Source organism: Spirosoma foliorum (assembly GCF_014117325.1).
In the GTDB taxonomy this organism is placed as follows: Bacteria; Bacteroidota; Bacteroidia; order Cytophagales; family Spirosomataceae; genus Spirosoma; species Spirosoma foliorum.
Genome location: NZ_CP059732.1, coordinates 4,520,455 through 4,532,903, shown reverse-complemented (window position 1 = coordinate 4,532,903; position 12,449 = coordinate 4,520,455). Strand labels below are relative to the sequence as shown.

General features: G+C 43.1%; 15 protein-coding genes. 9 read left to right on the top strand and 6 right to left on the bottom strand.

Going from position 1 to position 12,449, the window contains the following annotated elements; all coding sequences use genetic code 11:
* Nucleotides 1-93: 93 nt before the first annotated feature.
* The 5 genes from H3H32_RS19285 to H3H32_RS19265 all read right to left on the bottom strand — a co-directional run bounded on the left by H3H32_RS19285 (nt 94) and on the right by H3H32_RS19265 (nt 4,687).
* Nucleotides 94-609, bottom strand: coding sequence for a thioredoxin domain-containing protein (locus H3H32_RS19285; RefSeq protein ID WP_182457241.1), 516 nt, complete (start codon nt 607-609; stop codon nt 94-96).
* A gap of 740 nt (nt 610-1,349) precedes the next feature.
* Complete coding sequence (locus H3H32_RS19280; RefSeq protein ID WP_182457239.1) at nt 1,350-2,420, bottom strand: M42 family metallopeptidase; 1,071 nt, start codon at nt 2,418-2,420, stop codon at nt 1,350-1,352.
* The gene (locus H3H32_RS19275) at nt 2,417-3,097 is read right to left on the bottom strand and encodes a DUF3226 domain-containing protein (RefSeq protein WP_182457237.1); all 681 of its coding nucleotides are present in this window, start codon (nt 3,095-3,097) and stop codon (nt 2,417-2,419) included. The genes H3H32_RS19280 and H3H32_RS19275 overlap by 4 nt, the downstream gene beginning before the upstream one ends.
* Nucleotides 3,094-4,188, bottom strand: a complete 1,095-nt coding sequence (locus tag H3H32_RS19270; protein ID WP_182457236.1) for an AAA family ATPase — start codon at nt 4,186-4,188, stop codon at nt 3,094-3,096. Before H3H32_RS19270 ends, H3H32_RS19275 begins: the two co-directional genes overlap by 4 nt.
* A gap of 73 nt (nt 4,189-4,261) precedes the next feature.
* Entirely contained in the window at nt 4,262-4,687 is a 426-nt protein-coding gene (locus tag H3H32_RS19265; RefSeq protein ID WP_182457235.1) for a helix-turn-helix domain-containing protein, read from the bottom strand.
* Between the two features lie 134 nt (nt 4,688-4,821).
* Here H3H32_RS19265 and H3H32_RS19260 point away from each other — a divergent pair, with 134 nt between their 5' ends.
* From H3H32_RS19260 to H3H32_RS19230, 7 genes are all read left to right on the top strand, one after another.
* A complete protein-coding gene (locus tag H3H32_RS19260) occupies nt 4,822-5,511 on the top strand; it encodes a ClpP family protease (protein ID WP_182457233.1) in 690 nt (229 codons plus the stop codon).
* A 263-nt stretch (nt 5,512-5,774) separates the two neighbouring features.
* On the top strand, nt 5,775-7,007 hold the full coding sequence (clpX, locus tag H3H32_RS19255; RefSeq protein WP_182457231.1) for an ATP-dependent Clp protease ATP-binding subunit ClpX: 1,233 nt from the start codon (nt 5,775-5,777) through the stop codon (nt 7,005-7,007).
* A gap of 151 nt (nt 7,008-7,158) precedes the next feature.
* A complete protein-coding gene (locus H3H32_RS19250; protein ID WP_182457229.1) occupies nt 7,159-7,734 on the top strand; it encodes a hypothetical protein in 576 nt (191 codons plus the stop codon).
* 181 nt (nt 7,735-7,915) lie between these two features.
* Nucleotides 7,916-8,515, top strand: coding sequence for a hypothetical protein (locus tag H3H32_RS19245; RefSeq protein WP_182457227.1), 600 nt, complete (start codon nt 7,916-7,918; stop codon nt 8,513-8,515).
* A gap of 175 nt (nt 8,516-8,690) precedes the next feature.
* The gene (locus tag H3H32_RS19240) at nt 8,691-9,314 is read left to right on the top strand and encodes a hypothetical protein (RefSeq protein ID WP_182457225.1); all 624 of its coding nucleotides are present in this window, start codon (nt 8,691-8,693) and stop codon (nt 9,312-9,314) included.
* Between the two features lie 23 nt (nt 9,315-9,337).
* Nucleotides 9,338-10,057 (top strand): alpha/beta fold hydrolase, encoded by a 720-nt coding sequence (locus tag H3H32_RS19235; protein ID WP_182457223.1) that lies wholly within the window; start codon nt 9,338-9,340, stop codon nt 10,055-10,057.
* A 153-nt stretch (nt 10,058-10,210) separates the two neighbouring features.
* Nucleotides 10,211-11,353, top strand: coding sequence for an aspartate aminotransferase family protein (locus tag H3H32_RS19230; protein WP_182457221.1), 1,143 nt, complete (start codon nt 10,211-10,213; stop codon nt 11,351-11,353).
* Here the strand turns inward: H3H32_RS19230 and H3H32_RS19225 are convergent.
* The gene (locus tag H3H32_RS19225) at nt 11,350-11,700 is read right to left on the bottom strand and encodes a hypothetical protein (protein ID WP_182457219.1); all 351 of its coding nucleotides are present in this window, start codon (nt 11,698-11,700) and stop codon (nt 11,350-11,352) included. The two genes, H3H32_RS19230 and H3H32_RS19225, sit on opposite strands and share 4 nt — an antisense overlap.
* A gap of 139 nt (nt 11,701-11,839) precedes the next feature.
* Here H3H32_RS19225 and H3H32_RS19220 point away from each other — a divergent pair, with 139 nt between their 5' ends.
* Nucleotides 11,840-12,088, top strand: a complete 249-nt coding sequence (locus H3H32_RS19220) for a DUF433 domain-containing protein (RefSeq protein ID WP_182457217.1) — start codon at nt 11,840-11,842, stop codon at nt 12,086-12,088.
* On the top strand, nt 12,085-12,435 hold the full coding sequence (locus H3H32_RS19215; RefSeq protein ID WP_182457215.1) for a DUF5615 family PIN-like protein: 351 nt from the start codon (nt 12,085-12,087) through the stop codon (nt 12,433-12,435). Before H3H32_RS19220 ends, H3H32_RS19215 begins: the two co-directional genes overlap by 4 nt.
* The last annotated feature ends 14 nt before the right edge of the window (nt 12,436-12,449 follow it).

Below are 12,449 nucleotides of genomic sequence, written 5' to 3'. Positions count from 1 at the left end.
AAAGGGCTTAAACGACAGAGGCACAGAGAATCTATTTTCTCTGTGCCTCTGTCGTTAAAAGTACCTGTAGGAATATCGCCTGCGGCTAAGGATTTACAGGCTTTGTGGATGACTACGTAGCCAATCTTTAATGGTGTTATCCAGGGCTACATACTTTAACCAGGCTTGTTTAAAATAAACCGTTCCATTAGGATCAATCAGGTAAGCCATATTGGGAGCCTGACCAAATGATAGCCAAAAATCGTTTGTTGGATTATCGACCAAAACAGGCGCTAGTATATAATTCTGCTGCTGCCATTTTTTCGCCAGACTCTTTCGCTCACCATACGTTTTAGGTTGTTGAGCCTCTACATGCTCCCTGACATTTGCCGGAGCGATTTCGATCTTATTATTTTTTGAATAGGGACTGGCAACATCAGAAGGGTGTGCATCAATTGTGTATACCATGTAGATGCTTACTTTATCTTTATACTTTCCGGCCAGGGCATTAATATCAGCTATGTTATGCCGACTAATATCGCATGTATAACTGCCTGAGATCAGGAGAAGCGGTTTCTTTATGGCCAATACTTCTGACAATGTAAATTTTTTTCCTTCAGGCGAATACAATGTGAAGTTTGGGATTTTTGTGTCTTTGGAATAACCCAATTTTTCGAAATCTTTGTAGTTATTTCCAATTCCTTCTGATACCGGAAGACTTATTTTATCTGCATCCGAAGGGATTATAGTTGTACTGCTAGTATGGGTATTATAATTTGTTCGGCATGATGCTAATAGGGTAAGTAAAAGCATGCCTAACAGACATCTTGTAAACTTTGTACTCATTACAATTTTTGTGATTATGTATACTATCAATTAGTTTTTTCCTGCAATAAGAACTATAGAAAGAAATATTGCTTTAACAATATTAAATAAGAATATGTGGAGGGGTTATTAAAATAATATTAAAATAAATTTTTATTAACTAGCTGATTTTCTGTGATATAGGTGTATTTATTGGTGTAATTTAGGTAGATTTTTACACCGTTTTATTGACTATTAATTAGAATGAATTGAGTATTATTTTTAGAATAATTGTTAAGTATAATTTTTTGTTAATAATATAATTGCCTAACTATCAAATGATAATTATTAGTCGATGAGGCAAATAGAATGGAACATGAAGGCTATTTATTTGTGCCAGAAATTAAGTAAATGTGCGATAAGTAATTTTAGTAGGCTATGTAGTAATAAATACTATTTTTACTATATAAATAAGAACCTTAAATGAGAAGGGTAGATTATAGAAGCGAATTCTATTAAAAATAATTTGGGCTTCAGTTGTATCAACTAAAGCCCAAATGGTTAATTTATTTAATGTATCTAAAATCCTCATTGCCTTTCAAGGCCAAAAGAGTTTCGTACATAAGCTTAATAACATTCTGCACATCATCCATATGAACCGTTTCGACGGTTGTGTGCATGTATTTCAGCGGGAGCGAAATCAGCGCAGAAGCAATGCCTTCGGTAGCATAAGCGAAAGCATCCGTATCGGTGCCTGTTGAGCGGCTAACCGCCTGACGTTGGAACGCAATACCCTGTTGTTCCGCCACCGCAATCAGGAAATCGAGGACGTTGTTCTGTACGGCGGGACCGTAGCAAAGCACCGGGCCATCGCCACATTTCAAATCACCCTGCTCTTTCTTGTCGTACTTCGGCGATTGGGTATCGTGCGTTACATCCGTACAAATGGCGAGATCGGGCTTGAGTCGACGGGCAATCATTTCAGCCCCACGAAGGCCAATTTCTTCCTGTACCGCATTGACGATGTAGAGCGTAAAAGGCAATGTAACATCGTTCTCCTTCAGCAACCGGGCCACTTCGGCAATCATGAAACCACCCATCCGGTTGTCCAGCGCACGGCCAACATAAAAACGGTTATTCAATTCCGTCAAGCCATCAACGAACGTACAGACGGTACCGACATTGATGCCCATATCGAGTACTTCCTGTTTAGTAGCAGCGCCCACATCAATGAACAGGTCGGTTACTTTGGGAGCGGTATCTTTCGCCAGATCACGAACGTGTATAGCAGGCCAGCCGAAAACACCTTCTACCACGCCTTTCTTGGTATGCAGATTCACCCGCATAGACGGAGCAATGAGCGCATCGGAACCACCATTCCGACGAACGAAAATATAGCCGTCGTCGGAGATGTAATTCACAAACCACGAAATCTCGTCGGAGTGGGCTTCGATAACCACTTTATACTCCTTGCCCGGTCCAATGACACCAACAGCAGTACCGTAGGTATCGACAATGTATTCGTCGGTATAGGGCTTAAGATAATCTAACCAAATCTGCTGTCCCGACGACTCAAAGCCGGTGGGCGAAGCATTGTTTAGGTACTTGTACAGGAAGCTTTTACTTTGTTCGTTCATTGTGCACTAAAATAGGGGTCTAAAAATTCTTTTAACGGTTTGAGGGGCGGGTGATTTGGATCGAGGTTCCAGTGCTTTGGGTTTCGATAATCTCGATTTTCTTCTTTGATTTTAGCCTTCTGCTTTTTTGATTCACCTGCTAGGGCTTCTAGGTAGGCATAAATCTTTGTCTTTCGAGCAGGTAGTGTGAATTTTCCTGAGATTGTCGTTTTAGATTCCTGGTCAGTTAAGCATTTTTCGTACGCTTGCCAGCAGTCAAAAATTATCTGATTATCTGCGCAGATTATTTCCTGAAGTAGAGTTTCTAAATCGCCATCATTTTTATCGGGCTCTGGATGAGTGCCATTATAAGGTAACAGGAAATATTGAAACCCACGATTTGCGCAAAATTTGTCAATAATGGGATGATTTGTGCTATAGATATCCGCATCAAAAATGACCAACATGGGTATCTCTTCAAATTGAAGCGTTTCGATAATAGGATCAAGAAAATTCATCTTGATTGGATCTTCGAATGAGTCTTTGCCGCCCATGTCAAAAATATCGCCTAACTCGATTTTGGTATTTTTTTCAGCGAACTTTCCTTTGGTTAGTTTAATGCCGTACCATTCGTTAATCAGATCCTGAAAGAATTTCTGGTCAGCTACTCCCTCAACAAAAATCTGAACATTGCTCATCGTGCGCCACCCCGTGTATTAAAGCCAATATTTAGTGCGTATTCAAACTGACCAAAATCATAGGTAACAGCTTTTACTTCTCCCTGCTTATTCTCGATCAGTGAGATATTTCGAGCATCTTTTTGGTACTGCTTCATCTCCTCGTCCTCAAGAGCCTCAATAAAAGCTTGTTGACATTCAAGGCTATGAGTTGTGGCAAAGAGTTGAACATTGTATTTAAAACAGAGCTGGATGATCGTTTTCCAGTACTCTTTTAAACGTGTAAAATGAATGCCAGAGCCGATCTCATCGACCATAAGACGAAGATTTTGATGAGCGATGATTTCCATTAAAAGCCGAAGTACTTTTACGGTTCCATCACCATACTGTGTAACTGGCTGTAAATTATCATTATCTTTTATAGAGAAGGCAATCATATCTCTCTCTCCATAAAATCTATGAATTCTTAATTCTTCTAAGTTTGGAATAATTAATTTTAAACTTTGCTCTAACTCTCTTCTAGTAGATTTATGTTCGTTAAAAAACCTATAGAAATATGTAACAAGGTCATCGTCATAACTCAGATTTGCAGCTATAAAGGCTGGGTCTGATTGATACATTTCTTTATTCTCAAAGTAAGCAGGAGTAATTTGAAAGAAACCAGAATCATTAAAAACTATTTTTATCCAATATTCAGGGACAACTCCGACGACTGTCTTTCGTATTTCGTCTGCTTCCTCTTTATTCAAAGAACCTGAACTGAGAAGATTTACAGATATGTAAGCCTGACTAGGGGCCGTGTGAAAGATTATTGGCTTCTTGGGATCTTTAAAAATAGTTTGCCAAAAATCAGTACTAGGAATTTTTTTTATATTTAGATGGCCTATTCTTCCAAAAGTTGAAATGCGGTGACCTCGATTTAAGAAAGTTTCAAGATAATTAGCTGTAAATCTAGTTGCATCCTCATCAAACGTCAGCGCTTCCAATACCGATGTTTTCCCCACGTTATTATCCCCTACAATCAAGTTAAACTGTCCAAGATTGCTCATCTCGAAGGAGTCGAACCGTTTGAAGTTTTCGATTTTGAAGTAGGTGAGGTGTTGCTTTTCCATAAATGAGGTTGGTCTAGCCACAGGTAGCTATCCAGCAAATGTAGTAAACGACAGGAATACCCTGTAAACTAATCTAAAACCCAATCCGCTCGCGTTTCTGCTCAACGCCCATTGAGCGAAGTAACTCCATGGCCACTCGTTCGTCGTATTTTCGTTTCCAGTAATCGGCTTCCAGGCGGAGCTTGTCCAGTTCAACATCTTGCTTTTCAACGGTCAGACGAAGAGTTTCAAGCTCATGACTGATAAGGGTGTCGGGTTTGGGTTCGACTACCTGAGCAACAAGGGGTTCGTCGGAGAGGAGCGTCAAGAGCGAAATACCCAGAACGCTGGCAATCTGGTTGAGCCGGGAAATTGTCAGGTCGGTTTTGCCGCGCTCAATATCCCCATAGGCAGTGGTGGAAAGATTGAGTAGATCGGCCATGTTTTCCTGCGATAAACCGCGTTGAAGCCGCTCTAAACGTATTTTTTCGGCCGGGCCACGAGAGGTGATGGTGCTCATATCAAGTAACAACGATAAAATCTAAACCTAAACTGACAGGGTTTTTCGAGAGGATAACGCAATTTTGTAACGAAACGATTCTCGAACTTACACCAATCAATATTGGTTTTCAAATTAACGAAGTAAACCCCATTATGAATAACGAAAAAGAATTCCGCAATTTCGCGGTACATCACATGGGCCTCAATGGCCTGACAGTAGACGGGTATGTGAACCATACGATTCAGAACAGTACGGTTCAAAACATGACCCGTTCAGTTATTGAAGAGCGTCCGATGAATTTCCGTGAGGTCGATGTGTTTTCACGACTGATGGCCGACCGTATTATTTTTATGGGTCTGCCTGTTGATGATAACATCGCCAACATCATCGTTGCCCAGATGCTGTTCCTGGAATCAGCTGATCCTAAAAAAGATATACTGATGTATCTGAACAGCCCCGGCGGTTCGGTATACGCTGGTTTGGGTATTTACGATACCATGCAATACGTTCGTCCGGATGTAGCTACGGTTTGTACGAGCCTGGCTGCTTCGATGGGCGCTGTGTTGCTGGCGGGTGGTGCTGCCGGAAAACGGTCGGCCTTACCACACGCTCGGGTTATGATTCACCAGCCATCGGGCGGTGCACAGGGAACCTCGAAAGACATGCAGGTGACCATGAAGGAAATGCTTGAATTAGAGAAAGATCTGTATCGGATCCTGGCTAGCCACTCAGGTCGTACCTATGAAGAAATCGAACAGGCTTCTGATCGCGACAAATGGTTCAGAGCAGAAGAAGCCAAAGAATATGGCCTGATCGATGAAGTTCTGCACCGGGATAAGTAAATTGAATTGCGATTTACGAAGTACGATTTACGATTTTTCTCTGGCTTCAGTAATAAATCGTAAACCGTAACTCATAAATCGTAATTATTTACCCGCCAGTTAATAACTTTGCTAAGTACGAATGGCTCAGGTTCGCCTGAGTCATTTTTTTTTCTGCCGAAATTTAGGCTTATAAAGTTTTTTTCGTTCTGTTTAAGTAAACTCGGATCGTGGCGTGCGACTCGCATAGATCCGTTAACTCCCAATTCACCCTGCAAACGTTCATGCCACAAATTAGTTGCTCGTTCTGTGGACGGCGCAAAAACGAAGTGATGTTGCTGTTGTCGGGCATCGACGCGCACATCTGTAACTACTGCATTGAGCAAGGGCACCAGGTGGTGCTGGAAGAAATGCGCCCTAAGCGTAGTGAACCAAGTGAGGTGAAAATTAATCTCATCAAGCCGGTCGATATGAAACGTCACCTCGATCAATACGTGATTGGTCAGGATGATGCCAAAAAGTCCATTACGGTTGCCGTTTACAATCATTACAAGCGGTTGATGCAGCCCAAAACGGATGATGATGTGACGATTGAGAAATCAAACATCATTATGGTGGGCGAAACGGGTACAGGCAAAACGTATCTGGCTCGCTCTATCGCTAAAATACTGGAAGTGCCGTTCTGTATTGCCGATGCTACGGTTATTACCGAAGCAGGTTATGTGGGCGAAGATGTTGAAACCATTTTGACTCGATTGCTCCAGGCGGCTGATTACAATGTTGAAGCGGCTGAGAGAGGCATTGTTTACATTGACGAGATCGATAAAATTGCCCGAAAGTCGGATAACCCAAGCATCACTCGCGATGTTAGTGGCGAAGGCGTTCAACAGGCGTTACTGAAACTTTTGGAAGGTTCGGTTGTGAATGTTCCCCCTCAGGGCGGCCGCAAACACCCCGACCAACGATTGATTGCGTTGAATACCGAAAATATTCTGTTTATCTGCGGGGGCGCGTTCGATGGTATTGAACGGCATATTACCAAGCGGATCAATACTCGCCCGATTGGTTTTTCGGGCGATCGGAGACTGAACGAAACCCTCGAAAAAGGTCATCTGATGCGGTACATTTCGGCACTGGACTTAAAATCGTTCGGTCTGATTCCAGAACTGATTGGGCGTTTACCCGTGCTTACGCACCTTGAACCTCTGGACCGGTCAACGCTCATGCAGATTTTGACTGAACCTAAAAATGCCATCACCAAGCAGTATAATAAGCTTTTCCAGATGGAGGGAATCACACTTCATTGGGACCCTACAGCCTTGAACTACATTGTTGATCAGGCGTTATTGTATGGCTTGGGCGCACGGGGCTTACGTTCCATTTGCGAATCGATCATTACAGATGCTATGTTTGAGATGCCCTCGCAAACGGGCGTTAAAGAGCTGACAATTAGTCTGGAATATGCCCGTGAAAAATTTGGTAAAGTCAGTACGTACCAACTCCGCTCTGTAGCGTAACGAGAAATAGATAACCATAAAAAAAGGGCCACATCCGACGAGATGTAGCCCTTTTTTTATGGCAGATGATTTTTTAATAAACCTGATCCTGGTCGAATGGTTAGTATGTTTATTGTCACGAATTCATTACTCCATTCACTACCTATTTCGTATGAAAACGATTACCCAACATCTTTTGGGCAGCTTACTGCTGCTTTTGCTGGTTACTGCCTGTAGCCGACAGCCCGCTTATTTCCAAGCATCTCATCGCGACTATCATGTACCAGCGTCTCCACAAACTTCATGGTCTAAAGCTCTGACTGAGGAAGCCCATGTTTCTTCGCAGGTAGCCAGCACGGATTCGGCATTTAATCAGCTTGAAGTACTAGTGCGTAATGACAGCGAACTGGCAACGAATAAAACTGTCCAAAAACGACTGAATCGAGCACGTATACTATTCACTTCATCGTCGACCAAAGCGAATGTAGCTTCCACCGAAACCGTAGCTCACAAGAAAATGACCTTCATGGAGCGGATGATGGTCAAGAAGTTGAATAAGAAAATCAGCAAACAGCTCGCGCCCAGCAACCCAGAAAAATCGTTGGCTAGTAAAAGTATTCTGGCGTTATCAATTGTATTGATAGTAGCTGGTATCCTCTTATTAGCCTTGACGAGTGGGGGCGGCTTTGCGCTTGGGGCTATTGCGTTTGCGGCCGGATTGGTCATCTTATTGATTGAACTGATCTAAAGCAAATCCAGTCAAAATCATAAAATCTTCGTTAAAATCAGTTCCTTTTAGCTGCGAAGATTTTATGATTTTTCTGCTTTTGTACGGGCAATTCAACTAATTTTTTGTTGCAACCTAACAAACGAATAAAGTTGTAGTTGTTGAAGGTGATATCTTAATCGTTCACGTCAATTCTCACATTATGAAAACATCTTCAAAACAACTGTTTGCTGCACTTTTCGGACTAATTGTTGTATCATCCTGCAGCCGTCCTGTCGCTTATTTTCAGCCTACTGCACGGGAACACTATGCTGCCAAAACTTCAGAATCTGCTCCTGTTGTTACTCCGTCAACATCAGTAGACCAAACTCCGGTTGTCGAAACAACCAACGCTCAACAACTGGCACAAGCTAACTCATCGCTGAACGAGCTTGACGCAATGGTGAGTACGAATACCAAATTAGCCAATAACAAGACTGTTCAGAAGCGCCTGAACCGCGTTCGTACGTTGTTGGCTTCTGCTTCTACCAAAGCCAGTCTGTCTCCAACTGAAGTCGCTGCACCCAAAAAGATGAATCTGATGGAGCGGATGATGGTCAAGAAAATGAATAAGAAAATCAGCAAACAACTCGCCCCTAACAATCCTGAAAAGACAATGATGAATTCGGGAACGCTGGCTACGGGTGCTGTTCTGGTTCTTATTGGTTTATTGCTACTTTTATTGACCACCGGTACAGCTGCCACTGTTGGGGTAATTGCGTTAGTAGTAGGTGCTGTTCTGCTTCTGGTTGGCTTGCTGTAGCTGATTTCTTAGGAGAAAACTTCCGCCTGACTAAACATTTCGAACGTCGGCTAGAGAGTCAAGTATAAATTTTCCATCTTTAGGCTATATTTTTTCGGATTAATATAACAAATAGAAAAAGTTGTAGTTTTCCGGATGTTATCTCAATCGTTCATTCACTTTTAACCCCTCATCTATGAGAACGCTTACCCAGTCTCTTGTTGCCGCTGTTATGGGCACAGTTATCCTTGCATCCTGCAGCCGTCCTGTTGCTTATTTCCAACCCAGCGCGCGCGAGAATTTTAAATCTCCCCAACCCAATGCTGTTGCCGTTGTGACGCCCGCTACTGAAGTGAAATCGACCGAAACCGAAATGGTAGAAGCTGTTTCAACGACTTCTGAACCAACTGCTGCTGATCAACTTGCCCAAACCAAGCAAGCTGTCAGCCAGGTTGAAGCCTACGTTCGCAACGATACTAAGTTGGCTTCGAGCAAAAAGTTGACTAAGCGCATGGCAAAACTGAATGAACTGCTCAATACCGCCAGCGATAAAGCAGTAACGTCGACCAATGTAGCGTCTGCAAAAAAGATGACGTTCATGGAGCGGACGATGCTCAAGAAGATGGATAAGAAAATCAAGAATCACGTGGCCCCCGATCAAACGAAGGTCATGAATTCGAATGTTCGATTGGGACTTATCATCGGAATCGTCGGTTTGCTGTTGCTGCTGTTGGGTGGTGGTAGTGTGTTAGGTATTCTTGGCCTTATTGGCTTCATTGTTGGTTTAGTCTTGATCCTGATCGGCGTTATCAACGCGTAAACGAGAATATCAACTTAGTAGGAATGAGTCAGTCAATAGTTTGTTGCCTCATCCACGGTCACGGCGTAGATGCTTCCATTTGGGATGGCATCTACGCCGATTTGGCATCAGATGCCTCCGTGTTGAAACCCGATTTTTCCCATATGGTAACGCATACCTCCGTTGAAGGGTATGCCGAAGAGTTGTATGCCCGATTACAGACGGCACAGATCGGAAAAGTAGTGCTGGTAGGGCACTCTATGGGAGGCTATATCGCCCTGGCTTTTGCCGAACGATATCCAGATATGGTTCAGGGGCTGGTTTTGTATCACTCTACGGCAACTGCCGATGACAACGCTCGGAAGGAAGTTCGACGGCAAGCGATTGAGGGGTTGGAAACACAAGGCACAATACCGTTTATTCAGAAGCAATTACCCAAAATGGTTGCGCCTGATTTTCCGTCAGAGAAAACACAGGCCTTAGTTGAGCGCTTTGTCAGCTTGCCTGCCGATGCACTCATTGCCGGAATGAAAGCCATCGCTGGTCGTCCTGATCGAACGCATGTTTTACGTGATGCTGATTTTCCCGTTTTAATCGTGCTTGGCCGAGAGGACCAATTAATTCCTTATGAAAAAACGGCTCAATTGGCCGACTTGTCGGATGCCGTTCGTGTGGTAACTATTGAGCATGCTGGACACCTGAGTATGATTGAACAACCTGCCCAATCGGTTGAAGTTCTTAAGGAATTTCTGGGGCAGTACTAATTCGAGGGTCGTATCGATATAAATGAGGGAGCCAATGGCCTCCCTTTTTGTGTTTTAAGCCCATTTTCAACTGATTATCCGTAAACTTGCACCTTGTTTGTGAAAATACCGGCAAGTGTAAATTATCTACCCCGGTTTAGCGCATTAGAAAGAATGGCAGAACTGTTTAACGTTTATCCGCTGTACGACATTGAACCTGTTCGTGCGCAGGGTAGCTACCTTTGGGATGTCAATGGCACCCGTTATTTAGATCTCTACGGCGGTCATGCCGTAATCTCGGTTGGGCATACTCACCCTCGGTATGTACAAGCCCTGACCGATCAATTAAATAAGATTTCGTTCTATTCGAATTCTGTCCGGATTCCGCAACAACAGGAACTGGCCGATAAACTAGGCGACCTTTCCGGCCATCCCGATTATGCGTTGTTCCTCTGTAATTCTGGGGCAGAAGCCAATGAGAATGCCCTGAAGCTAGCGTCATTTCATAATGGACGGACGAAGGTAGTTGCCTTTACCAAATCGTTTCACGGCCGTACCGCTGGTGCCGTTGCCGTAACGGATAATCCGGCTATTGTGGCACCCGTTAATTACAACCAGCACGTCAGCTTTCTGCCGTATAACAATGTTGAAGCGGCTAAAGCAGGTATTACCTCAGAGACCTGCGCGGTCATTGTCGAAGGTATCCAGGGAGTGGGTGGTATTCAGGTAGCAACCGATGAGTTTTTGCAGGCACTCCGCCAACGTTGCGACGAAACGGGCGCCATACTCATTCTGGACGGCGTTCAATGTGGCTATGGGCGGTCGGGAAAATTCTTCTCGCACCAGTTTAGCGGCATCGAAGCCGATATTATCTCGATGGCGAAAGGGATGGGCAATGGATTCCCAATTGGGGGTATCCTGATCTCTCCCAAATTCAAAGCTAGTTATGGATTGCTTGGTACAACCTTCGGCGGAAACCATCTGGCTTGTACGGCTGGTATTGCCGTTTTAGACATCATGAAGGAAGAAGGCCTGATGGAAAATGCCACGCGCATGGGTAATTACCTGATGGACGGTATTCGGCAGATTGGTGGTTACAAAGAACTCCGTGGTCGTGGTCTGATGATTGGTATTGAGTATGATTTTCCTGTCGATGCGCTCCGAAAAACATTGCTGTTCGAACACAAGCAATTTACAGGCGTAGCGGGCAAAACCATCATTCGACTGTTGCCCTCACTGGCCATTGGTGTTGACGAAGCTGATCAGTTTCTGGAAGCACTGCGGGTATGTTTAAATGCAGAGAAAGCCGAGGTTTAGTATTGGTTTTGAACTCTTTTTAGTAATTCAGAAAAGGCTGTAACATTACCATTCCAATGTTTACCAAAATCTATAGCTTTTTGTAGTGCATTGATAGCATTCGTTTTTTGTTGTGCATGCCCAAAGTTTAAGACAAGGTAAGCTGTACTTTGGGCGTATTTTACAGCATACCAATCAGAGCTTTTTGATCCATAAGATTTTAGTGATTGAGAGTTTGCTGAAGTAATCATACCTCGATATGAAAGCTCACGAATTTCTTCCAAAGACTTTGGGTCGTTTTCACAATCAGACTGAAGTAATTTTTTTAAGTTGTCAATTTCGATTTCGGAGAGTGGTTGGGTAAGCATGGAAGTAATCAGGTTTAAATAAAAACTTTGCAAAATTACTACTGATTCTGAGAGCCTACCCAGTCATAACTTCGATTAGTTATGACCTGTCTATTAGTGTAAATCACTATTAGGCTATCTTTATTAAAACAACTTAGCTATGAATTGGCAAGACTATATTCACTCGGATGAGTCGGTACTCTTAGGAAAGCCCGTTATTAAAGGCACCAGATTATCGGTCGAATTTTTACTGGAGCGTCTGGCTGATGGTTGGACTGAGCAGGATTTGTTGGATAATTATCCAAGATTGACCAAACAGGCCTTACAAGCTGTTTTTGCCTATGTTTCGGCTACAATGAAAGATAACTTGGTTTATTTCCCATCGACTAATTTACGCCAAGCTTCATGAAGTTTCTGGCAGATGAAAACTTTCCTATTACCGCCTTTCGGATATTGCTTGAAGCTGGGTACGATATTAAACATATTGCGTATGAGATGCCCAGTGTAACTGATATAGATGTAACTGGACTTGCAATTCGTGAAAATCGCATTATTCTTACGTTTGATGGAGATTATGGTACTCTGATTTTTAAACTAGGATACCGTCCTCCGGGTGTTGTCTATTTTCGTTTGCCAACTATCACCGCTGATGAGCCTGCGCGTATTGTCATGAATTTGCTAAAAGAAGGTTATCCAATTGATCATATGCACACAGTAGTTGAAACTGATAAAATTAGGCAAAGACGCATTCAGTAAAGCTCAGTTTATGG